Raw genomic sequence first — 23,562 nt, 5'->3', positions numbered from 1 at the left:
ATGAGTGATCTTTTTCAAAACCACGCGCCCCAATCTGGTCCAGTGGAATGCCTTGGGAAGACTTTCCCAACCGACGAGGCCCGTCGCGAGCATTATCTAAGCCTACTCGCAGAAAAGCTCAAAGATCCAACATTCCGAAAACTCGATGGGTTTTCAATCGGATCTGACGAGCATATTTTGGAACTATCCGATCCACCCTATTACACCGCGTGTCCAAACCCATTCATTGAAGACTTTGTTAAGCATTTTGGACGCCCTTACAGCTCAACTGAAAGCTATAGCAAGGAGCCGTTCACAGCTGATGTGAGCGAGGGAAAAAACGATCCCATTTACACGGCACACAGCTATCACACAAAAGTTCCGCATAAGGCAATCATGCGCTACATCCTGCATTACACGGTGCCGGGTGATTTTGTCTTGGATGGCTTTGCTGGCACAGGGATGACAGGTGTCGCTGCTAGGCTGTGTGGAGATAAATCAGTAGTCGAGTCGCTCGGATACAGAGTAGATCAGCACGGCAATATTCTTGCCCCAGTCAGCGACGAAAAAGGTGCTGACTGGAAAGTATTTTCGAAACTTGGGGCGCGTCACGCAATTTTGAATGATCTATCGACAGCAGCAACCTTCATTTCACACAATTACAACTCTCCATTGGATTTAGATCTACAAGAGGCAAAAGCCAAAAAGGTATTGCGCCAAATAGAAGATGAATTCGGCTGGATGTTTCAAACATTGCATCAGCCTGACGCCAATCAAATATCGTTAGCCATTAAAGAGATCGGCGCATCAAGCACTCCACAACTTAGTGGTCGTATTGGTCGGATAAATTACACGGTGTGGTCTGATGTATTTTCGTGCCCAGAGTGCGCATCAGAAATTATCTATTGGGACTCAGCTGTAGACAAAAGTGACTTCCAAGTAAAAGAAGTATTCGATTGCCCGTCATGCGGAAAAAATTTGAACAAAAAGGCACTAGACCGCCTCTTTGTCACTCAATTAGACCCGGTGACTGGCGAAGAGCGGCGTTTCGTAAAACGGCGGCCGGCACTAATTCACTATTCAGTCGGGAAGTCATTTTTTACCAAAGGGCCTGATTCGGCAGACCTAGCCCTCGTTGAAAAGATTGAGTCAATGCCGGTCACCCGGTATGTACCAACCGAGTCCATCCCCAAAGGTGACAAGACCAGTGACCCAATGAGTGTTGGCATAACCAAGCAACATCACTTCTACACTCGCCGTAACCTAGAAATTCTTGCCGCCTACCGAGCAGGAACCCGGCCATTGAGCTACGCATTCAATCTCACATCCACAGCACAGGTGGCATCACTAATGTATCGGTTCCGTTCTCAGAACGGAAGTCTGGGAGCGGGTGGAGGACCTATGAACGGAACTCTTTATGTTCCGTCGCTCATTAAGGAAATACCAGCCATTAAGCTTTTGAACGAGCATGTCGATAAGACGTTCCGCATGAAGCGATTAATTTCTGCTCGAGGTGGAAATGTAGTTTCTACGGGCTCCATGGGAGCATTGGCAAGCGTAGGCAGCGCCTCACTTGATTACATCTTTGTTGACCCACCTTTCGGAGGGAATCTGATGTATTCGGAGCTAAATTTCTTAACCGAAGGGTGGCTTGGGGTCCGGACCAATTCAAAATCTGAGGCTATCGAAAACAACAGTCAATCCAAATCATTGGACAGCTACCGTCGACTAATGACTGGTTGCTTTGGTGAAGCATTTCGCACACTTAAGCCCGGACGTTGGATGACAGTCGAATTCTCAAACAGCCAAGCTGCCGTGTGGAATGCGATTCAAACTTCTTTGCAGGAGGCAGGGTTTGTAGTCGCCAATGTCTCTGCCCTGGATAAGAAGCAGGGAAGCTTTAACGCTGTAAATAACAAAACCTCCGTCAAGCAAGATCTAGTAATTTCAGCATACAAACCAAATGGAGGACTTGAAGATAGATTCGCCAAGGCCGGCGGAAGCGAGGATTCAGTTTGGGATTTTGTCAGAACTCACCTGCACTACCTGCCAACAGTGAAGGTCAAAGATGGTCAATTAGAGTTCATTTCCGAACGAGACCCTCGGATTATTTTTGACCGGATGGTGGCATGGTTCTTCCGCCACAATGTCCAGGTCCCAATGTCTACGCAGGAGTTTCAAGCTGGATTGGTTCAACGCTTCATTGAGCGCGATGGAATGATATTTTTGGCCGATCAGGTAACTGAGTACGACAGAAAGCGATTGCAAGTTGCAGTTGCGCCGCAAATGGAGATGTTTGTTTCTGACGAACGCAGTGCGATCGATTGGTTAACGGATTTCTTAAAGCGTCGGCCTTCTACGTATCAAGAAATCCACACTGACTTTATTAGTCAACTGGGCGCTGGCTGGAAGAAGCACGAATCCAAACCTGAATTGAACGCCTTACTGGAGGACAACTTCATCCAGTACGACGGCACTGGTGAAGTGCCCAGTCAGATCCATGCATATCTGTCCTCAAATCATAAAGATCTTCGTAACTTGGACAAAACCGATACTGCATTGATCGCCAAGGCTAATGACCGCTGGTACGTACCCGACCCGAATAAAGCTCAGGATTTGGAGAAGAAGCGAGAGAAGGCCCTACTTAAAGAGTTTGATCACTATCGCGGCTTTACCGGGCGTCGTCTGAAAGAGTTTCGTCTCGAGGCTTTGCGGGCTGGCTTCCGTGCCGCGTGGGCCAGCAAGGATTACGCAACGATCATCAGCATCGCAAAGAAAGTACCAGACGATGCACTGCAGGAAGACGAAAAGCTGCTCACCCTCTATGACATGGCGTTGACCCGCACAGAGGACGGGCTCTGAGCGTGGCGGGCGGTGGCTTCAACGTTGGCGATTGGTGCTGGCTGACGCGGCAGGCTGCGTCGTGCCGCGTCATCGATCGGCAAGAGGTGTGGGGTGAGAGTGCCTACCGGGTCTGGCTTCCAGCCAAAGACGCGGTGGTGAGGGCGCGTGCCTCAGACCTTGCGCCGCTCGATAGTGTTCGCCCGACGGTGGAGGAAATCCTGCACACCACTGCGGCGGCCAAGCTGCTGGATGCGCTGGAAGACAACTTGTTGCTTGCGCCCATCCAGTCCAGCGTAGTGCCTCTACCGCACCAGTTGTACGCACTGAATCGCGCCATCAGCCGCGACCGTATCCGCTACCTGCTGGCCGATGAGGTCGGCTTGGGCAAGACCATCGAAGCCGGGCTGGTGCTGCGGGAGTTAAAGCTGCGGGGCCGGGTAAAGCGCGTGCTGGTGGTCGCGCCCAAAGGGCTGGTGCGCCAGTGGCAGGCTGAAATGCGTTTGCATTTCGGTGAGCAACTGCAGTTCATCGAACCCTCTGAGTTGGCGGCGTTTCGCCAATGGCGTAGCGGCAACAAAGGGGACGAAGACAACCTGTGGCGTATGCACGACCAGGTGATCTGCTCCTTGGATTCGGTCAAGCCGATGGAGAGTCGGCGTGGCTGGAGTCTGGAGCAGCTCAACAACTACAACCGCGAGCGCTTTGAAGACCTGATCTCTGCCTCCTGGGATCTGGTCATCATCGATGAAGCCCACCGCATGGGCGGCAGCACCGAACAGGTGGCGCGGTACAAGCTGGGGGCAGCGCTGGCCGAAGCGTCGCCTTACCTCCTGCTGCTGTCGGCCACACCGCACCAAGGCAAGACCGACCAGTTCCTGCGCTTGATGCAGTTGCTGGACCGCGAAGCCTTCCCCGACGAGAGCAGCGTAAACCGCGATCGCGTGCGGCCATTTGTGATTCGCACCGAAAAGCGCTTGTCGATCAACGCCGATGGTCAGCCACTGTTCAAGCCGCGAGTCACCCGGCTGCAAGCGGTGGCTTGGCAGGCACGCCACAACGCGCAGCAACGCTTGTATGAGGCCGTAACCGACTATGTGCGCCACGGCTACAACCAGGCAATGGCCGCCAAGCAGCGCCACATCGGCTTCTTGATGATTCTGATGCAGCGCTTGGTGACGTCCAGCACGGCCGCCATTCGCACCACGCTGGAAAAGCGAATGGCACTGCTGGAGGAGCCGCAGCCACAGCCCTCGTTGTTTGAGAACACCAACGAGGAAGACTGGGCTGACCTGGACGGCCAGTCGCAGGTCGATTTGGCCATGCAGGCCACCGGATGGGAGCTGGAAAAGTCCGAGGTGGAAACGCTGCTCGATCTGGCCCGCGAGACCGAAGCCTCGGGCACCGATGCCAAGGCAGAAGCCTTGCTGGAGCTGATCTACAAACTGCAACAGGAAGAAAACGATCCGGCCCTGAAGGTGTTGCTTTTCACCGAGTTTGTGCCGACCCAAGCCATGCTGGCCAATTTCCTGGAAAGCCGTGGCTTCTCGGTGGCCACCCTTAACGGCGGCATGGATCTGGATGCACGCAGCAAGGCGCAAAAGGCGTTCTCACAAGACGTGCGCGTGCTGATCTCGACAGACGCTGGCGGCGAAGGTTTGAACCTGCAGTTCTGCCACGTCATCGTCAATTTCGACATGCCTTGGAACCCTATGCGCATTGAACAGCGCATTGGCCGCGTCGACCGTATTGGCCAGCGGCACGTGGTGCGCGCCATCAACTTTGTGCTGGAAGACACCGTGGAGCATCGGGTTCGCCAGGTGTTGGAAGAAAAGTTGGAAGTGATCGCCCAACAGTTCGGCGTGGACAAGGCCTCTGACGTGATGGACTCTGCGGAAGCGGAGCCTTTGTTTGAAGAACTGTTCGTACACGGTCTGCAGAACCCAGCTTCAATCGAGCAAGAGTGCGATGTGGTGGTCTCGCAGTTGCGCGAGACCTTGGCCGAGTCAAAAAAGAGCAGCGAATTGCTCTCGGACGGGCACGAGCTTGAAGCGGACGATGCCCGCAAATGGCGCGACCACCCCGCACAGTTCTGGCTGGAGCGGGCCATCACCTCTGGCTTGGCCGCACGCGGCGGCGCAGCAACCAAGGTGGGCAAGGCGTGGCGTGTGACTTGGGCGGATGGCAGCGAAGCAGCGCAGGTGTGTTTTGACGCGCGCACCGCTGACGAGAACCCTGAGATTGAGTGGGTGACGCTGGAAGACCCGCGCGCACGCGCAGTGATCAGCGAGTTGCCCCGCTTTGTGGCGGGCCAACCCTTGCCAGTGATTCGGGTGACGGGCCTGCCTGATTCTGTGAGCGGAGTCTGGTCACTCTGGGAGATCAGCCTTGCGGCAGAAGGCTTGAACCGCAAGCGTTACCTGCCCGTTTTTACCAACGAAGAGGGCCGCGCTTTTGTGCCGACGGCAAAACGCGTGTGGGATTTGCTGCTGACCGAAACAGTGGTCGTACACGGGGTCAGCGGCACCGAAGAGGCGGTTAAATGGTTTGACGCAGCACTCACGGCGGCAAAAGCCCAGGGCGAGCGGATCTTTACCGAGATGCTGGAGGCGCATCGGACCCGACTGCAAGAGGAGCGGGAGCGTGCTGACTACGCCTTTGAAGCAAGGCAACAGGCTATCGGCCGCATCGGGCTGCCTGCTGTGCGCGAGCATCGCCGCAAGCGCCTGCAACAAGAACACGACGCCAGACTGGCTGCATTGGCCGAGGCTGCGGCCAGCGTGCCGGATCTGAACGCGGTAATGATGGTACGCGTCTCCGCCGAGGTTCAGCCCGGCGAGAGCGTGAGGGAGACACAAAGCACATGAGCCAGTGGATTGAACGAATTCTCAGCCGCTTCACAGCTGATCTCGACCGGCTGTGGGTGGCCTGCGATCCCGATGACGTCTTGCTGGACGAGCGTTTGTTGGCCGAACTGCGCAGCCGTGGCTTCGAGGTGCTGTTGTACGAAGACCCTTTTGTGTTCCGTACAGAGTTTGAGGAGCGATATCGCGCCGCCTGGGACCGAGGCGAGCCCGGCCCAACGCCCGCTGTGGTCGTGCACTGGCGCGGCGCAGATCCCAATGAGCTGCCTTGGGACCTTGGGCACTATGGTCGTGCCGTAAGTCTGGGCTTGGCACAGTTGTTTCCGCGTTTGGCTTACAACGTAGTCAAGCAGCTTGAACCCGAGCACTTTGCCGCCTTGCTGGAGGCGCACGACACTGAGCTGCAGGGTGTTCGCGGCGATAACGAGTCCAAAGATTTCATCCTGGAGCGGGTCTATCAGCTGGCACCGCGCTCCAGCATTCGCACGGAAAGTGATTTCTGGCGTGATGTGCTGCGGATGCACTTTGCCAATCGTGCGCTGCCCCAGGTCTTTGCCGAGCACGCAGCCAGCATCATCCAGAACAAGGGACTGCTTGCAGGCCTTCCGGTGGCCACGTGGCTGTCGTCGAAAAGTGCTTTGCTGCGCGTGGTGCAGGAGGCTTGGCATCGCTACCTGGCGAAGTTGGGCATGGAAGGCTCACGCATTGGCGAGCCGCCACCCCCCGATTACGTGGCAAAAGTCGATATTCCGTTTGCGCACTCGGATGTGCAATCCATCGTTGATTCGATGTTCTTGAATGGCTCCTTGCACCCGCTGGTCGTTGAGGTTGTGCCAGTTGAAGCGCCAGGCTGGATCAAGGCCGGGATTGTGCAAGACCCGCAAGCGCGCAACGCTTTTGTGAAAGAGGGAATTGCCAAGATGATCGAGGCGATTCCAAGCGCGACGGCTACGCACAAGGCCTGGAGCGAGTTTGCCAAGCAGTACGGCGAAACTCTCGCCCGCGTGCACGATCTGGGCAATGCCTATGGCACAGACGGTTTGGCAGAAGTGCAGGCTCTCGTGAAAACGCTGCAAGAACAGTCGGATGCGCAGCTACAGGCCTGGGTGGCTGCCAAGCACTATGCGGATCTGAGCACGCTCTCGTTCCACAACGGGCCGGTGATGGTGCATCGGATTCCCGACTATCTGAGCTCTCGCCGGAAAGCGCTCGGGGCCGACAAAATCGCTCTACTGGTTTTTGATGGCTTGGCCTTGGACCAGTGGGTACAGATTCGGGAGCGGTTAGTCGAGGCGACGAAGCGCTTTGCGTTTGATGAAGGTACTTCCTTCGCTTGGCTCCCCACCGTGACCTCGGTGTCACGACAGGCCCTGTTCTCTGGCCGTAAACCGCGCGAATTTGAAGAGTCGATCGGCCATACCAACAAAGAAGAATACCTGTGGAAGGCCTATTGGCAGGAGCAAGGCGTCAAGCCAGGCGAGATCTACTACCAGCGTTCTTTGCGGCAGATTGAGCAGCTGGATGCCTTGCAAGCCGCGCTGGACGATCGTAGGCCCAAGGTGGTAGGGCTGGTGGTCGACGAAGTGGACGACCGACTGCACAAGGAACGCTCCAAACAAGATGTGGCCTTGTGGATCGCGAACTGGTTGAAAACAGGCTTCGTCGATCGCTTGTTTGCGCTGCTGCTCGACAGAGGCTTTCACATCTATCTGACAGCGGATCACGGCAACGTTGAAGCCGTTGGCGTGGGTCGTCCATCCGAAGGGGATGTTCCAGAAGCCCGTGGCGAACGGGTGCGCGTGTATCGCAGTGAATCGTTGTTGGCGAAATCCGCAGCGGCAAATGCCAACTCGGTTCAGTTGGACATCGCTGGACTACCGGCGGGCTATATGCCCTTATTCGCAGGTGGCCGAACGGCTTTTGTTCCCGATGGTGAGCAAGTGGTCGTCCACGGTGGCATCTCGGTTGAAGAACTGATCGTGCCGTTTGTGAAAGTTAAATATGTGATTGGAAACGAATGAATACATCAGCCCCTCAGATTGGGTTCGATCGGTTCATTCAGCTTGATTGGGCGGCTGCGGCACTACGAGTTCGTGCGGGTACAGCTGGGCTAGATGATCTGAATGCACTGCTCGACGCAGCTGAACTTGGCGTGGAAGCCAAGAAAAAAACACGAACCGTCTTGAACCGGCTGTGGTTGGAGCCACGCGCCGAGCTGGTGGACTACGCCGACCGGGCAGCGGCTCTCTACAAAAGCCAGCCCGGCACACCAATTCCGGCACTGTGCTGGGGCGTGGCCATAGCCTGCTATCCGTTTTTCGGGAAAGTGGCTGAGTTGGTGGGTCGCTTGTCGGCTATCCAAGACGACTGCGCGGCTGCCGAAGTGCATCGCCGTATGAGCGAGATCTACGGCGAACGCGAAGGCACGCGACGCATGACCAATATGGTCATCCAGACACAAGCAAGCTGGGGCGCGGTAGAGCGTGTCGAGAAAGGCAAGCGCGTCATCCGTCTTGCACCGACGTCAATCGACAGCGACGAACTGACGGTATGGCTCATCGAGGCAGCTGTGCGCTACGTCGGCAAGCCTGTTTCAGTTCATAGCCTTCAATCACTGCCTGTCCTGTTTCCGTTTGGCTTGACGAGACCTTTGGCATACGTAGTGTCGAACTGCCCATACCTCGACCTCCGGTCGGAGGGGCCGAGTAACCAGTTCGTCGCTTTGCGCAGCACGATATGAGAAAGAGACTTGGGCGATGACAGGGTCGAATCCAACATCTGGCCAGGAGCCGAAGAAGAAATCGCTGAAGTTGTTGCTTCGCTCAAAGCCTGCTGCCGAGGTTGACACGGCGGCTGGCCGCATCTACCTCTACCCACTGCGGGTAAGGGATATGACCGATTTCGAAAAGCTGGAGCCTGGGGAGGCTGTCAATCAGGTCAGGAACTTCCTCACCAGTATTGCCAGCCTGACCGTGGAATCCGATGAGGCTCCGGAACGGATTCCTCTCGATCCTGAGATCGCGAAGACGCTTTCGGTAGATGAAGTCGAGCAGCTAGCTGTGAAGAGTCAAGACGTTGTTGCCTGAATCAGGAAGACGGGACATGGGCGGGCGGCATCCAATGCCGTGATGCGGTCGATGCCAGTTGTAGTGATGAATCCATCGCGCCAGCGCGCTGGTTCTGTCGCGGGAGTGCTGGTAGGTCTGGCTGTACGCCCACTCTCGCAGTGCCGATTGAATGAACCGCTCGGCCTTGCCGTTTGTTTGTGGACGGTAGGCCCGCGTGAAGCGATGTTTGATGTTCAACTCAGCGCAGGCCTGCTTGAAGTCCTTCGACCTGAACGGCGAGCCGTTGTCCGTGAGAAGCGCTCGCACCGTGACACCCAGCCCCGCGTAGTAGCTCACTGAAGCCTGCAGGAAGGCCACTGCGCTGCTCTTGCGCTCATCGGGGTGAATCTGCGTGAACCCGATGCGGGCGTGGTCATCCACGGCCACAAACAAGACTTCCCAGCCTGCGCCGCCGAACGTGTCTGCGCGGTTGCCGGTTACGCGATGACTGGGTCGCTCAATACGCCCGAGCTTCTTGGTATCGATGTGCAGCAGGTCGCCAGGCGCTTCATGTTCATAGCGCACGACAGGCTCAGGCGGACGTAGATCGCTGAGCTTGGACAGGCCGGCTCGTCTGAGGACGCGGCTGACGGTGGCCTTGGAAACGGTCAGGCTGGAGGCAATGCTTGCTTGCAGCATGAACTTGCGGCGCAACTCAACGATGGCAAGCGCCTTGCCCGGCTCAATCGCTCTGGGCGACTTCTGCGGCCTTGAGGACTTGTCGACCAGGGCGACTTCGCCTTGAGCAAGGTAGCGCCCAAGCCACTTGCGGGTCGTCATCTCGCTGACACCATGAGCCTTTGCGGCTTGCGCCACAGTTTGGCCTCTCAATGTGATGTCCTGAACCATTTCGATTCGACGCACGTAGGTCAATCGGGCATTCTTATGAATGTTCATCTGGGTTGTCCTCCTGAGCTGACTGGGGGTTTGGCGATTTCCAGTCTCTCAGAACCAGTCCGGGTGAACACCCGATACAACCTATTGGAACTTCACAGCTAGCCGAAGCCTACGTGCAATCTTCTGGGTGGCAGACGGTCAGGGAAGACGGTCAGGATCACAAGCCTCCGTCGAGGGAAGAAGGTAAAGCGGCTTCGGCTTACCTGATTCGGCTGATGCAGCATGAAGTCGAACAGCAAATACAGGCATCGAAGCAACTTCGCGAGAAGATGCTTGGCTCCAGTAGTGGCCTATTCGATCAGGTGCGTAAAAGCACATCTGCATTGGGCTCAACTTTGAGCGCCTTCGAGAAGCTCACCAAGCCGTCGCGCGAATCGACGCTGGAAATCCATCCCATCCACACTGATCACTTCAGTAGGGTGAACAATTTGATGGCTGAGCAAGCACGCGAACGAGCGAAAGAGCGTGCTGAAGAAATGGCGTTGACTCGTCTCACTGGTCAAATGACCGCCGAATCCGCCAAAGCACTCAAAGACTTGGTAGACGCAGCGACGACCATGATGGAGCAGATGGAAGCGCGCGACCAGAGAACTGATCAGGCGACGCGTACGCAAATCAAAATTGCGCTGTGGTCTGTCGCCTCTTCGGCAGTCTTGGCGTTAGTCGCAGCAATACTTGCAGGCTTCTCATACTTCCAAGACGGTGAGAACAACACCGCCGGTGATCAGTGGCAAGCGAAAGTGTTGACCGCCATCGAGCAGGGAAATCAGCAGCGTTCCGCTCTTGAACGAGAAAATCAGGCGCTTCTGGAGCAGGTGAAGTCGCAGGGTACCCGCCTCGAGGGTTTGGAGGCGAGTCAGCGCACCACCGCTAAAGCTGCGGCATCAAAGCAAAAGCCTGATTAAAAGGTTAGCGCGACAAACAAGAATGACAAGGATCGGAATATGGCACGTATCGAAAATCACAAATACAGCATCGAGGAAGCCTTTAGGGAGTGCTTCTACATCGTCCCAGACTACCAGCGCGAGTACGTCTGGACGGACAAGGAAGTGCATCAGCTGCTGGAGGACATCGGTGAGCAAATCGATGCGGGCACGACGCGGGAATATTTCATCGGTACCGTATTGGTATCGCCGACCGACCAGAAAAACCACTATGAGGTCATCGACGGCCAACAACGGCTGACCACGTTCTTCCTTCTGCTGTGCGCGCTCAAACATCTGTTCCAGGGTGAGCCCCAACGGCAGATGATTTCGGGGCTGATCTCGACCAGCTATGTGGACAGTGACGGTGAGGTGCGCACCAACCTGAAGCTGGAGCCCCGTTACGAGAGCGCGGGTGAAGTGATGGCCAAGCTGGTGGAATTGGATGCCGATCCACAGACGGTGCGCGCAGGTATTCAGGCTTCAGGTATCGCCAGCTTCGGCTCCCTGGAAAATCTGGTCAACGCCTACAGCACGCTGTACCGCTACCTGAAAGATAACTACGACGATGCCCCCAAACTGAAGAAGTATTGGGGCTATCTGGCCAACAACGTGGTGTTCATCCAGATCTCCACCGACGTGAGCAGCGCGCTGAAGATCTTTGAGACCATCAACGAACGCGGCGTGGGCCTGAACCCGATGGACTTGCTGAAAAACCTGCTGTTCACGCAGGTCAAGCAAGCCCAGTTCACCCAACTCAAGGACGAGTGGAAGAAGATCACCAAGCCGCTGGAGAAGCAAAAGGAAAAGCCGCTGCGCTTCCTGCGCTACTTCCTGATGGCCAACTACGTCATCAAGAACGAACGCGGGGACGCGGTAGTCCGCGAGGACGAAATCTACGACTGGTTCATCGCGAAGGACAACGCGGCACTGTGCGATTACGCAGGCAAGCCCTTCGAGTTCGTGCGCAAGGTGATCCGCAACGTCGAGCACTACCTGGCCTTCGCCAATGGCCTCGGTAACGATGGCAAGCCGAGTCTGGCGATGGACAGCCTGAAACGGCTGGCAGGCGGCGCGTTCAGTTTGCACTTCGTCCTGCTGCTGGCGGCAGCGAATTTCCCGAAGCAGCTGTTCGACCATTTCGTGGCGCAGCTGGAGAGCTTCCTCTTCTACTAAATCTTCACCAAAACGCCGACCAAGGATCTGGAGCGCAGCTTCTCACAATGGGCAGACGAGCTGCGCGCGATTGCGGAGACGACTGATCAGGTCAAGCAAAAGGTTCAGCTCAACATATTCGTCGCCGATCGTTTCGAGAAGAATATGGCGGGCAAGTCACAGGAACTGGCCGATGCCCTCAAACGCTTCACCCTGTACTCGATGCAGCAATACAGGACGCGTTACCTGCTGGCTCGGCTGACGCAGCACGTCGAGATGGCGTTCAGCGGGCTGAAGGTGCCGGGCAGCCTGGAGCCATTCACCAATCTGGAAATCGAGCACATCCTGCCCAACAAGCCAGAGGACGATCTGCGCGGCAAGTGGGTCACCGAAAACCCGGGGATGGTCTACGACGACTACAAAAACAGGCTGGGCAACCTGACCTTGCTGGAGAAGCCCATCAACATCGTCGCGGGTAATGATTTCTACACCGCCAAACAGTCAGAGTACAGCAAGAGCGGCAACTACCTGACACGCAGTCTTGTCGCGCTGACCGACGTTGGGCAGAACACGTCCATTTCGCGGATCAACGCCAAGCTGGAGGCATTCCCCGGATGGAATGCCGCAACCATCGAAAAGCGGCACGCAATGCTCATCGCTTTGGCGCAGGACGTCTGGAAGACGACGCCTATCGATGTTTGATGCGAAAGGTGAGCCACTGTGACCAAGGATCGCTCATTTATTGATCAGGTTGCTACCAACACCGAGCAAGAACCGGCCGTGGTCAGTCGGGTCATCGAAGAGTTCTGCCTTGCTCTGCGACGGGAGCTCGACGAGTACAAAGGAATCAACGGCGACTACGTCGGCGAGCAACTCCATTGGGATATCGGCAATCGAGCATTTTTTCACCTCCTCGGCTTTCTTGATCAGTTCTCCGAAAAGTATCAATGGGAACCGGGCTCGGCCCGTGAGTATGTCTCCCGCCTATTCACCGAGGATGAGTGGAAGCCCTTCAGTCAAGAGTATTTCAGCGCGAAGACCCCCGACGATCCACCGTCCGCAGCACCCGCAAGCGGCCTGCTCGAAGAATTTTCCTCGGCGGCATATGCTTGCGCGATGAGCCTGATGAGCAACGCCAACTACGTCCAGAAGGAGCTTCCGACCGTCGAGTTGCCCACAGATATTCGCGCTTCGGTCGAGTCCCTTTGTGCGGACTGGATCGGAACTAAACACGATGTCATCCACGAACTCGACGAATTGCAGGAGAGCTCAAACGTCGAAGATCGGATTCGCCGCATTATGAGCTGGCTCGGCGAGGATATGGTCAAGCTCCAAGAGCAAGTCCGCAGGTTGGAGACGCTGGCCACAGCAGAAGACCGTTACAGGCTGGCTTATCTATTGGTCGGCGAATCCGGTGGAAACATTCTGCGAAGTTTCGTTGCCGCTGGCGAGTCTGCGGATCGAGTGCTTGAAGGACGCTGATCAGAGATCAGGTGTTGCGAAGTAGCCAAGCTGCCTCAGCCGCTCGCCGTGTAACCAGCCCCGGCAGCACTTTTCCTCCACCATAGACCCATCGCTGAACCTCCTTGGCGGAAGCGGCCCAGTCCCTCTGATTGATCCGTCGCCGCAGCGTCGACGTCTGCAGCCGCCCAGCCCCAAGGTTGAAGGTGAAATCCACGATGGCCGCGAGCCGCCCTTCGTGCTCGGTGGCCAGCACCGGGCAGTGACGCAGCGTTGCTGCGAGCGCCGTCTGCAGGTCACGCGCCAAATAGACTTCTGCTTCGGACTCGGTGATCGGCGGGTGCGTCGACTGGCACAGATGGCCGTAGCCAATCGTCCAGTAGCCCGCTGGGCAGATGTACGGATGCGCGCGGCCCGGATCGGTCCTCGGCACCCGGTGGAACCCCTCGAAGCGCTTGGCCAGCTCGATGGCCGTTTTCGGCACCCCGGTCACGAGCGCACCCGGTCGAACACGCGCCCGAGGAACCAGAAGTTCAGAACCCCAGCCCACAGCGCCTGATCGGCTTCCGTCCAGGCATGCAGGATCGCGGCGCCCCAGCCAGCGCCAGCGGTGACGGCAGCCGCGAAAGCAGCCGTCTTGGCCGCACAGTACAGCGCCATGAACCAGTAGGTGATTACCGGGCGCACGCTGATCGACAACGCGTCAGCCCAGCGCACACCGGTCTTCTCACCTTGGGTTCGGACGGCCTCGCGCAGCGCATCGACGGCACCGACATTCCAGGCGGCTTCAGCACTCGCGCCGATTTCGGCCATCCGCTGCGCCCCGCGAATTTTCTCGAACTCCAGCGCCTTGTCCTGCATGGCCAGCTCGTGGCCGCGTTCGCCCTTGCGGTCCATCCACTTGAGGATTTCGGGCGCGAGACGGAAGGCCCCGCCCAGGAGGCCACCGAGCAAGGTCTCGATCATTGGGGACCTCCCATCAGCTTGAGCTTGATGGCGGCGCCGACCAGCAACGCGGCCAGGATGCCAGTGGTGGCCACCTTGATGGTCGTCTGCCAAGCCGTGCGGCGGGCATCGCGCCAAGCCTCCAGCAGATCGCGCAACTCCCGGATGTCGCGGGCTGCGTGGCCGTTCTCCAATCCAAGATGGGCGAGACAGCGCTCGGCACCACGTTCGGCGGCACGGTCAAGCAGATCGTCGAAGTCCTCCTTGCGCAGCAGAAGCATGTTCTCGACAAGTACGGGCTGTTGTTCGGGTTCGGTCATTTGCTTTCTCCAGAAATGCGAAACCCGCCCGATGCGTGAACATCAGGGCGGGTCTCAGGGTTGAATCAGTTGGGTTTCAGATCTCGATGATTTCCAGCGTCAGGCTGGGGGCGATGCCTTCGATGGCGTCGTCGCGCACGAACACCTTCTGGCCAAGGGCCGCAGAGCCCCGCGCCTTGATTCGGCCACCACCGGGCAATGCGACCGTGACCACGCCGGAGCCGACATCGATCACAGTGCCCGCCTGCAGCGGCGGGTCGGGGATCAGTTGGCGAAACTGCTCGTAGAGGTTATGCATAGGCCTGCACTCCCAACGTCTGCCAGACCTCGGGCATCCCGGCTTCCACCTGCGTCGCCCGGACGATGCCCAGCCGCGTCACGCTGCCGTCCTGGTACTCAACGAACGCACCCGGCTCGATGATCCCGGTCTCGGCGAGCACCGGCAGGCGCAAGCTGACCTCGATCTGGTGGCCGGTGTCAGCCAGCACGGCGATGCCGCGCTGCCTTGCGGCAGCGGCCTCGGTGATCAGCGGATCGACGACCATCGGTGCCAGCACATCTCCGGCAGTCCCGGCTCGGGTCACCTGCCCGAGCACGCCGATGTCCTGCCCGGAAACGAACACTCGGTTGTACGCAGGCTTTTCCAACCATCGCAGCGACTCGCGGGCGACGGCATCGACGGGCAAAACGAAATCGGGTGTAACGGTGCTCCACTCCCACGGGGCCACGGGGTAGCGATGGCGCACGCGAATGGTCTGGGCCGATGGGTGCGGGATCAGGTATCCACCCACAGCGCCAGCGATTGCCGTCAACGCCTCGATCCACGTTCCCTGCTGCGCGAACGCACCGGCTGGCACGTTCCAGTCCGTCAGGCCCCAATCGACCGTCCAGCCCAGCGGGATGCCATTGACCGTGAGCACGTCGTCCATCAACTGCCGAGCAGTGCGGCCCTCGGTGTTCGAGAACGTCATCACCGGCGCGTAAGGTGGGGCCAGAACGGCGTTGTGGCCCCGGCCGGAAATGCGGATGCTCGCGTCGCCAAAGATGCGCTCGCGGCTGATGCTCTCGGCCAGCACGCGAAACGGGGTGCCGTTGACGCTGGCCACGAGTTCGACGGGCCCGGATGCGCTGCCGGGCGCGACCAGGGCCTCGGCTCTGGCAGGCAGCACCGCATCGAAGCCCCACGCCCATGACGATGCATCGAGCGACAGCGAGAGATTGAACACCGGCACCGGCGCGCCATCGGACACGCGGTACAGGGTCACGTTGTTGATCACGAAATACACCCTCCGAACAGGAACGACCACCGGCTCCCCATCGGGAGGCGGTGGGTTGATGTGGTTTTCACAAACGAACAGCAGGTCGCTGCCTGCCGGTACCAGCGCGGCAAACAGCAGATGCGCACTCGGCGTGTAGCAAGGCTGCGGTGCGGGCGGCTCTGGGATCACCCAGACGCTGATCCCCGGCGGTGGCGGCACGGCGTCCTGATACCGGCCACGCCATCCTTTGAGTAACGGGCTGGCACTCTGAAAATCACTCCCCTGGCTCTGGGTGAGCAGCCGTGCAATCTGCCAAAAGCTCACCCGCCCCGCGCGCTTGGTGCGATCACCGTCCTGATGCCGGAACCGCGTGGCATGCCGTATCGGGTCTGCGTTCTGGAACAGACCTTGTCGGGCCGCCGCAAAACGCGTGGCGTCCTGGTGCGCGAACCACGTCGAATCATGCAGCCGGATCGCATCCTGGTGGCGAGCGCCTCGTTGCTCAGGCGCTGCCGCCAGCACCGGCGGCAACCTGTGCTCGATGCCCTGCGGAATACCCAAGGTGCGTCGCCAGAACGCGTCCCAACCTGCCGGAGTAGCGGCAGCGTCCTGCTGGCCCTGCGTGGCGCCTCCCTCGGTCTGACTCGCCACCTGCCAAGGGTGCGCGGTCTGGCCCACCGTCGGTCGCTGGGTACGCGAGTAGTACCCGACCTCGCCAGAGAACACGACACCGGGAAGACTTGCACCCGCCACGTCCAAGGGCACGCTCGGGCGCAGCAACAGCGTGCTGACCGTCAATGCAGGTAGCTCGGCCAGCAGTTCGGCCCGCGCTGGCGGGATAAACTTGATCGCTACGACCAGCAACGGCAGGTTGGCCGCCACCACGACGTCGTCGCGCGGAGCGATGAAGCTCGCCCCGAACACCAATTCGGCGTCTGTTGCTGCGGGTTGGTCGAACAGCAGGTCGACCAGTGGTGGCCCGATCTGAATGCTGACTCCGGGCACTGGCAAAGTGGCGGCCAGCGTCAGTTCGCTGGGTGCGCTTGGCACGGCCTACCCCAGAATCGCAGACACCATCCGGGCATCGCCACCCAGATAGAGGTTGGTGCTGGCCAGCTTCACGTCACCGCTGCCATCGGTGCCGCTGCAGTCCAGATCCAGGGCGGTCACCTCATTGCCGTTGACCAGCCGCGCCCACGTGGCGACGCCGGTACTGGTGATCAATCCATCCTCCTGTTGCGTCAGCGTGAGGAGTCCGCCCGTAATCGTGCCTGCGGGCTTGGTGAGTCTGATCTCGACCAGCATCGCGCTGGCAGGCGTCGTCGCCGGGGTGGCGGGTCGCGTACCGCCGTAGATGCGCAGACGCGCCGGGTTGCTGCCTGCATCCAGGAATGCCAGGGTACCTGCCAACCGCGCCTCGTTGTGTTCGACAGTGATGGCGACGGTCACGGCATCATCTCCGGGCGCAGGTTGTCCGCAATCACGGCGCGGTACATCTGCTTGTAGTCGTAGCTGACCACGGTGTATCTCTGGGACGGATCGATCAACTCGAACAGGTACGCACCGGTAGCGTCGCTCCAGGTTTCGGCCACCAGAACGCGGGCGTTCTCGCTGACCAGTTGCACTCGCCGCACCAGGGGCTGGTCGGGCTGACCCTTCTCCTTGACGGTTCCGGCGATGAAACCGTGGCCACTGAAGTGGATGTTCTTGCGGCCATTCGGAATCGCATGGAAGTGCCAGTCGTAGCCACCACCCCGGTTCCACAGCTCAGAGTTGGGGCTGTTCAAGCGCATCAGGTCACCGTCGGCGTTGACGCCGATGTTGGCGGCAGGATCAGGAAGCACCGACGTCGACCCACCCGCCAGCGGCAGCAGGTCATCGGCTGCGTTCACCGCCACCGTCGCTGGAAATGCGGGCAGACCTGAAGGTGTGTCACCCGCAATTGCGTGGACACGAGCGGTCGCCCCGTAAAGGAACACGCCCGGAATCAGCTTGCCCCGGTAGGCAGCATCGCCGATCTGGAACATCAGCACGCCACCAGCCTTGAACTGAATCAGCCGCGCCCACGGCACACCATTGGCGTCGAAGGCTCCGACGATCACCTCACAGCGCAATATCAATCGCTGGCCGACATTGAAAGTCGGAGCCACGTCGGCAACACCAGCGACGGGCTTGGCTCCCTCGTTGATGCCCCCCGATACCGCCGCGCCGTCACCGAAGCCGCTGTTCCAGCGCGACACGCTCCACGAACCGTCCAGATGGGCAAACCGGTAGCCTTCGGAGCCATTGCCGGTGGTCATCCACAGGCCGATGTGTTTGCGGGCGCTCGGGTCGGTCAGCAACTCGACATCGGCCTCGAACCAGAAATCGCCGTGGGCGGTTTCGTTGAAGCGCAGGATGGACTGACTGTTGGGGGTCGAGATGTCGATGGACTGCTGCACGCTGTTGTGCGTCGCGGACATTCCACCGAGGACTGCGGTGTAGCCGGTGGCAGGAGCCGTGGCGAAGGTTTCGCTCAGCGGGTAGCTCATGGCTTACCTCCACGGCCCGGTGATGTCGAACGCGATCTGCGCGCCTTCGGTTTCCGAGCTGTACTGCGTCCTGACCAACAGGAAGCGCTTGCCCGACTGACCGACCACGTTATCCACGATGGTCTGATCGCTGTAGGGTCGATCTTGCGGCATCCACAGCATCCCGGGCAAGATGCCACGCATATGGCCGTCCTCCTGCCGCACATAAGTAGGCAGCAGCCACAAGCTGTAGTCGGCTCCGTTCGGAAACGGCGTTGGGCCTCGGCCGCAGATTTGCTGGCCGTTGTTCGTGTTCAGGGAAGTCAGCCCGAAGCGAACCGGGTTGCCGAGCTGGGTGTGATTGCGCAGCAGGACTTTGCCCGTGAAGTCCAGGGATGAAACCAGCCCGTAGCCGTTGTACTGCCCCGGGTAGCTCGAATAGCCGCTGCTGCTGTTGCTCCAGTAGAGGTCGTCAGCGCAGAGCACGGTGCAATAGTTGTCGCCGGGCTTGAAGCCGCTGATGTCGCCGAAGCAATACGAGCTGCGCCCGTACCAGCCGTATCCGGCAGCATTGGTGCAGAACAAGAAGAACAGCCGGTCATCGCCGATGAGCACCCAGTTGCGGTTTCCCCCGCCGCTGTCACCAGAGTTGTCGTAGCCGCTGGTGCGGCCGTGGTACCACTTGTACCAACCCCACTGGCCAGTTTGAACTTGCTTCCAGTTCTGCGTCGGGTTGTTCGGGTCGTAGGGGGCCTGCGCGCCGACGATGGTGTCGATGTCCGACAGGTCTTCCACGATTCCGACATTCGCCCACTTGGCCCAGGTGGTCGTGTAACCCGGCGTCTTGAGACTGTCGTCGATCAGCAGGATATTCTGCGGTGACTGCGGGTTCTTGCTGCGGTAGGCTGCCTTGCCCGTCCCCGCGAATGGCTTCTCCCACCCAAGCGGAGCCACCTTGGCGCTCAGGTTTGTGGTGGTCGTTGCGGGTGACACCGGCGTGCCCGTCACCGCGTAGGTGAAGGTGGTCATGGTCGTCGTCAGCACGCGGAACGATCCGTTGTACTCGGGCTGCTCGGCTCCGGCGACCAACACCACCTGATGTGGCTGGTAGGCGTGGCCCGCCGTGATGGTGGCGGTGGCCACGCCATCGGCGAAGGTCAAGGTGTCGATGGCCTTCAGCGCGAAACCGTTGACGAGGCAGGCATCGAGCATCGTCACCAGATCGCCCCAGTTGTTGGAGATCTGTGGCGCGCCGGTCATGCCGCTGTTGAAGTATTTGACGGTCAGGTCGGTCATTTCATGGGTTCCTGTCTACGAATTCAGGGTGTGTCCACGTCGCCGCGAATCAGCAACGTGAAGTTGTCGGCGGGCACGGACTCCGGCCCCTGCTGGACGGTGCGCACCACCCAGACCGGGAACTGCGCGCCGACGGTGTTGAAGCGAAGCACGTTGCCGGTGGCCCAGCCATTGCCCCAGCCGAGCGCGGGCAGATGGAAGTACGGCACGCCGGTCGCCGGGTTGTTGGGCGCGCAATCCGCACTGGTGTTGCCCGTGGCGATCACGCCGACGTTCTCGCCGATGACTTCGAACGAGGTGCTGTTGGTCAGGCGCACGATCCAGCGTTCGGTCAGTGCGCCCCGGTTCGTCACGCGGATGGGGTACTGCGTGTTGTTGAACGTCGCTGTCGCCGAACTGCCCGACAAGGCATCCGACCACGCGCCGTTCCACGTCGACTGATCGAACACCAGATTCACGCGGGCAAACAGGTCACCGGCCACTAAGGCGCTGGAGACGTGACTCCCCAGCGGATATTCGTGCGTCAGGGCGCGCGTGAAACTGATCTCGCCGCTGATCTGCACATCCCGCACCACGGCCATGTCCTCGATCCGGTGCTCGATGGTCACGGGCTGGCTGTAGCCCGACACGTTGATGAAGGTGACGGTGCCCGCTTCCAGATCGGTGGAGTACCCGGTGTGGATCACCGCTCCGTCGTGGCCGACGACGCGCACGCGCGACAGGCGCACTCGAGCGCAGTTGATGGTCTGGCCGTTGCTGACCGATGTAGTGATCTTGCCGGTGTGACCCACCACGGCGAAGCCGCCCGGGCGAAAGATCGGCACGCGCCCATCGCTGGGCAGGCGCACCGGATCGATGCCAAGCAAATCAGCGTCCAGCGGCAGATAGCTGTAGGCCACAGCGCTGTAGCGAACGCTGGATACAGCCACTGGCTCGGGTCGGAAGATCTTGCCGTCCGTGCCCACCCGGTCGGCGGCGTACCAAGGCTGGCTCTCGTTCCCTGCCGCCGTGACCATCGTTCCGAAGCGAACGCGCACCAGACCGGTCTCGTAGTCGACGCTGCCGCTGATGCCGGTTGCCTCGATCTTGCCGTCAATTCCGGCTGTCACGTTTTGCGTGCCACCAACCGCGCGGGCGTACTGGATCGACAGCGACCCAGGACGAAGCGGTGCCGCGCCAGTTCGGAACACGAACTCGCTGGAGATGTTCTCGCCGACCGTGGTCACGCAACTGGCTCGCGTGATCGCGTTGTTCGTGCCCGCCGTCCAGGACGTCAGCGCCACGTCCCCGGACAGGTAGTTGATCGTGCCGCGCGTGACCCAGCCACTGGTGGTGAACTCCCGCAGGGTGCCCTGGCCGTTGTCGCCCCAAGGCTGCGCGCCACTGATGGAGAGAAGCACCGTGCCCGTCACCACCTGGGCATTCACCCCCGGTACCAGCTTGAAGGCCGGGAGGAACTGGAACGTCTCGGTCTGGTTGCTGGTCGAGCCCGCGCTGTTGTAGCGCAGCTTGACGTAGCCGGACTCGTCGTTGGGGTACAGCGATGGCGCATCGACGTAGGCGATGCCGCCGTAGTTCAATCGCCACCGACCGGTGCCGTTGATGGCGACTGCCGTGTAGACCGGGCGTGGGATACGGATCGAGACATCCGGATTGAAGGTCACCTGACCGGTTGCGTAGTTGACGGTGCCAATCGAGATCCCGTTCAGCACTACACCGCCGTTCCCGTCATCTCGGGCGATCTGGGTGGGGTCGCGCCAGATCGAGACGGCGATACCCATCTCCTGCAATTGAGCGAAGGTGTACGCGCCGAGAACCGCCTCGTCGGTGAACGTGTTCCACTCGACTTCGAGCGAACCCGGCTCGATGGCCCCAAGGGTCGCGGTGACCGGCAACAGCCCCGATCCGTTGCGTGACGGATGCGCAAACGAATCTTCCTGCTTCGGGCCCGCTACGTAGCTCACGGTGAGTTGCGTGCCCACCGCTGGCAGCACATTGGGCGCGAAGTCCACGCGGTTCTGCGCCACGCTCAGACTGCCGGTGGCCGCACCAGACAGCACGCCGGAGGTGGCCGCCGTTGCCGTCTTGGTGCCGCCATACTCCCAGGACACCGTGAGCGAGCCGGGTTGTACCGCCGTCCCTGCGGGCGGATTCAATGCAAGACTCTGCGCCGCCTTGAGGGTGGTCGATGGCTGCTGCGTCTCCTGCGTCGGCACGTTCCAGGTCAGCACGAGCGAACTGCCGACGTCGGGCAATGCGCCCAAGGTGACGACGAACGCGCCGGTGTTCCGGTTGAAGGTGCCCGCGCCGTAGCTGGCGTCCAGGCCCTTGAGGGAGCCGTTGCCACTGTCGGAAAGCACATACCAGCGCCCTTGGGCCATGTAGCTGATCGACAGCGTGCCGGGCTGCGGCACCGGGTTGACCGTACCCACGTAGGACTGGCTGCGCGACTCGGGCGTGACCGGGATCTCCGAGCTTTGCGGCGCACGCAAAATCTGCGCGGCAGGCGTGTAGGTGACTGCTTTCGCGTTCGACATCGTCCCCGAGTTCAGGGTCAGGATGCCGTTGGCGTAATCGATGATTCCGACCGTCCCGCTGGCGGTTTTGAGCAGGCCTGCGTCGTCAAAGATCGTGATGCCGTCCGTTCCGATGGTCAGTGACCCTGGCAAGCAACCGCCCGGCAGATTGAATTTGATGCTGGTCGTCCATGCGTGGCTGGCCGTGTAGCTCACCGCGACGGCCCCTGGTACTGGCAGTCCTGCTGCCGCATACGGCGGCACGAAGGAAATGGGCGTCTCGGTCTGCGCGCTCGGCACCAACTGCGTGTAGATCGAGGTGCCCTTGATCGTGAAGTCGCCGACAGCGGCGGCCTGCGTCAGCGGTACTACCCCGACGTAGGTTCCGGCGTCCGCCACGACCGTGTCGCGCGTCTTGGTGCTATTCGCGGCGCGAGTGAACGTGCGACTTGCGGGCGAGCCGGTGAAGTCGTAGCGCAGGGCGTCGCTGATGTCGACCGTGACGATGCTGGCCTTGTAGTCCTTGTCACCGTCGTAGGTGAAGGTGCGCTCGACGACAGACACCGAGGTGGCCCGGACGTACTGCTCCTTCTGGGTGCCCAGCCCCTCGTTCTCGATCAAGACCAGCGTCTGGCCGACATTGGGAACTGTGTCGGTGGTGCGCTGTAAAAGCTGAATGACGCGCTGGCCCGCGATGTGGTTCTCGAACAGGTAGCCCGCCCACTCGGGGCCCTTGTTGAGGTAAGCCTCGATGCGGACTTGCGCCTGCTCGCGGGTGTCGAAGGTCTTTTCGGTGCTGAACAGCGTGACGCTGACGCGCGCATCCTGCGGCGGCTCAGCCACGATCACGTTGGCACCGAAGTAGGTGTCGGTGTCGTCGGTCTGCACCGAGACAAAGGACTTCCGCAGGTTGACCCGGCCTCCGGCGCGGTCCAGTTCCGAGATGTCAGGGAAGATGGCGTTCGAGACGCCATCGGCGATGGTGTTGCCCGTGGGCGCGCCACCGCCCTCGGGCACGTCCGCCATCACGGCGGACTTCAGCAGTTTCACGTCGCCGGATTGGATCGGCATTTCAGATCTCCAGAAATCGAAGGGTCAGGCGATAGAAATCGGTGTCGGCACGGGCCGGGATGCCCAACACCGGCTCGGCTTCGATGGCCGTTTCTGCGTGGCGGAATGCGACGGTGAAGGAGCGGCCATCGGAGAAGGTCAAGCCGAAGCGACCTGTGGCGCTGCCGACTGGAAGCGCGGCCCAGGCCCGCAGTTGTTCGACCGTGGCCCGCGTCACCCAAGCCATGTCGGGTGCGCCCACCAGCGTGATGGGACGACCGGCTTGCCGGGTGGCAGACTGGATCAACAAGGCTCCGGTGATGAGGTAGGACGTATTCGCCACGGCGGGTGACCACGCGTGCTCATCACTCCAAAGCAAATCGTCAGGCAATGGCAAAGCCACCCCGGCATCGAGGTTCGTCAGTTGCATCGGGAATCC

The 23,562-nt window shown here is 59.9% G+C and carries 20 protein-coding genes; 9 read left to right on the top strand and 11 right to left on the bottom strand.

What is annotated here, in order from left to right; all coding sequences use genetic code 11:
- From AT984_RS05985 to AT984_RS05965, 5 genes are read left to right on the top strand one after another with little or no spacing between them, the layout of a single operon-like run.
- Nucleotides 1-2,841 (top strand): DNA methyltransferase, encoded by a 2,841-nt coding sequence (locus AT984_RS05985; RefSeq protein WP_058719312.1) that lies wholly within the window; start codon nucleotides 1-3, stop codon nucleotides 2,839-2,841.
- A gap of 2 nt (nucleotides 2,842-2,843) precedes the next feature.
- On the top strand, nucleotides 2,844-5,687 hold the full coding sequence (locus AT984_RS05980) for a DEAD/DEAH box helicase (protein WP_058719311.1): 2,844 nt from the start codon (nucleotides 2,844-2,846) through the stop codon (nucleotides 5,685-5,687).
- A complete protein-coding gene (gene pglZ / locus AT984_RS05975) occupies nucleotides 5,684-7,705 on the top strand; it encodes a BREX-3 system phosphatase PglZ (protein WP_058719310.1) in 2,022 nt (673 codons plus the stop codon). The genes AT984_RS05980 and pglZ overlap by 4 nt, the downstream gene beginning before the upstream one ends.
- A complete protein-coding gene (locus AT984_RS05970) occupies nucleotides 7,702-8,424 on the top strand; it encodes a hypothetical protein (protein WP_058719309.1) in 723 nt (240 codons plus the stop codon). Before pglZ ends, AT984_RS05970 begins: the two co-directional genes overlap by 4 nt.
- Before the next feature lie 16 nt (nucleotides 8,425-8,440).
- On the top strand, nucleotides 8,441-8,770 hold the full coding sequence (locus AT984_RS05965; RefSeq protein WP_058719308.1) for a hypothetical protein: 330 nt from the start codon (nucleotides 8,441-8,443) through the stop codon (nucleotides 8,768-8,770).
- On the opposite strand, the gene AT984_RS05960 is transcribed toward AT984_RS05965, so the two are convergent.
- Nucleotides 8,738-9,688 carry an IS481 family transposase gene (locus tag AT984_RS05960; protein ID WP_058719307.1) on the bottom strand — a complete coding sequence of 317 codons (951 nt, stop codon included), beginning with the start codon at nucleotides 9,686-9,688 and terminating at the stop codon, nucleotides 8,738-8,740. The two genes, AT984_RS05965 and AT984_RS05960, sit on opposite strands and share 33 nt — an antisense overlap.
- A 215-nt stretch (nucleotides 9,689-9,903) precedes the next feature.
- Between AT984_RS05960 and AT984_RS05955 the strand changes: the two genes are divergently transcribed.
- The 4 genes from AT984_RS05955 to AT984_RS05945 all read left to right on the top strand — a co-directional run bounded on the left by AT984_RS05955 (nucleotide 9,904) and on the right by AT984_RS05945 (nucleotide 13,248).
- On the top strand, nucleotides 9,904-10,593 hold the full coding sequence (locus AT984_RS05955) for a hypothetical protein (protein ID WP_156421911.1): 690 nt from the start codon (nucleotides 9,904-9,906) through the stop codon (nucleotides 10,591-10,593).
- Nucleotides 10,594-10,632: 39 nt separating this feature from the next.
- Nucleotides 10,633-11,787, top strand: coding sequence for a DUF262 domain-containing protein (locus tag AT984_RS23450; protein ID WP_231741540.1), 1,155 nt, complete (start codon nucleotides 10,633-10,635; stop codon nucleotides 11,785-11,787).
- 144 nt (nucleotides 11,788-11,931) lie between these two features.
- Nucleotides 11,932-12,468: an HNH endonuclease family protein gene (locus tag AT984_RS23445; RefSeq protein ID WP_231741539.1), complete on the top strand. Its 537-nt coding sequence runs from the start codon at nucleotides 11,932-11,934 to the stop codon at nucleotides 12,466-12,468.
- 18 nt (nucleotides 12,469-12,486) lie between these two features.
- Nucleotides 12,487-13,248, top strand: a complete 762-nt coding sequence (locus AT984_RS05945) for a hypothetical protein (protein WP_058719305.1) — start codon at nucleotides 12,487-12,489, stop codon at nucleotides 13,246-13,248.
- A gap of 7 nt (nucleotides 13,249-13,255) precedes the next feature.
- Here the strand turns inward: AT984_RS05945 and AT984_RS05940 are convergent, their stop codons facing one another.
- The 10 genes from AT984_RS05940 to AT984_RS05895 all read right to left on the bottom strand — a co-directional run bounded on the left by AT984_RS05940 (nucleotide 13,256) and on the right by AT984_RS05895 (nucleotide 23,553).
- Nucleotides 13,256-13,720 carry a lysozyme gene (locus AT984_RS05940; protein ID WP_058719304.1) on the bottom strand — a complete coding sequence of 155 codons (465 nt, stop codon included), beginning with the start codon at nucleotides 13,718-13,720 and terminating at the stop codon, nucleotides 13,256-13,258.
- Nucleotides 13,717-14,193, bottom strand: coding sequence for a hypothetical protein (locus AT984_RS05935; RefSeq protein ID WP_058719303.1), 477 nt, complete (start codon nucleotides 14,191-14,193; stop codon nucleotides 13,717-13,719). The genes AT984_RS05940 and AT984_RS05935 overlap by 4 nt, the downstream gene beginning before the upstream one ends.
- Complete coding sequence (locus AT984_RS05930) at nucleotides 14,190-14,492, bottom strand: DUF6127 family protein (protein ID WP_058719302.1); 303 nt, start codon at nucleotides 14,490-14,492, stop codon at nucleotides 14,190-14,192. The genes AT984_RS05935 and AT984_RS05930 overlap by 4 nt, the downstream gene beginning before the upstream one ends.
- A 76-nt stretch (nucleotides 14,493-14,568) precedes the next feature.
- Nucleotides 14,569-14,790, bottom strand: a complete 222-nt coding sequence (locus AT984_RS05925; RefSeq protein ID WP_058719301.1) for a hypothetical protein — start codon at nucleotides 14,788-14,790, stop codon at nucleotides 14,569-14,571.
- Nucleotides 14,783-16,801 (bottom strand): hypothetical protein, encoded by a 2,019-nt coding sequence (locus AT984_RS05920; RefSeq protein WP_058719300.1) that lies wholly within the window; start codon nucleotides 16,799-16,801, stop codon nucleotides 14,783-14,785. The genes AT984_RS05925 and AT984_RS05920 overlap by 8 nt, the downstream gene beginning before the upstream one ends.
- A 3-nt stretch (nucleotides 16,802-16,804) precedes the next feature.
- Nucleotides 16,805-17,200 (bottom strand): hypothetical protein, encoded by a 396-nt coding sequence (locus tag AT984_RS05915; protein WP_058719299.1) that lies wholly within the window; start codon nucleotides 17,198-17,200, stop codon nucleotides 16,805-16,807.
- Nucleotides 17,197-18,282, bottom strand: a complete 1,086-nt coding sequence (locus AT984_RS05910; protein WP_058719298.1) for a hypothetical protein — start codon at nucleotides 18,280-18,282, stop codon at nucleotides 17,197-17,199. The genes AT984_RS05915 and AT984_RS05910 overlap by 4 nt, the downstream gene beginning before the upstream one ends.
- A gap of 3 nt (nucleotides 18,283-18,285) precedes the next feature.
- Nucleotides 18,286-19,557, bottom strand: a complete 1,272-nt coding sequence (locus AT984_RS05905) for a hypothetical protein (protein WP_058719297.1) — start codon at nucleotides 19,555-19,557, stop codon at nucleotides 18,286-18,288.
- Nucleotides 19,558-19,580: 23 nt separating this feature from the next.
- Nucleotides 19,581-23,144: a hypothetical protein gene (locus tag AT984_RS05900; RefSeq protein ID WP_058719296.1), complete on the bottom strand. Its 3,564-nt coding sequence runs from the start codon at nucleotides 23,142-23,144 to the stop codon at nucleotides 19,581-19,583.
- Nucleotide 23,145: 1 nt separating this feature from the next.
- Nucleotides 23,146-23,553 (bottom strand): hypothetical protein, encoded by a 408-nt coding sequence (locus AT984_RS05895; protein ID WP_058719295.1) that lies wholly within the window; start codon nucleotides 23,551-23,553, stop codon nucleotides 23,146-23,148.
- Between the last annotated feature and the right edge of the window lie 9 nt (nucleotides 23,554-23,562).

It is taken from the genome of Paucibacter sp. KCTC 42545, assembly GCF_001477625.1.
Taxonomy (GTDB): Bacteria; Pseudomonadota; Gammaproteobacteria; order Burkholderiales; family Burkholderiaceae_C; genus Paucibacter_A.
Note: the sequence above shows the minus strand (reverse complement) of the source record. Positions and strands in the feature narration are given on the sequence as shown.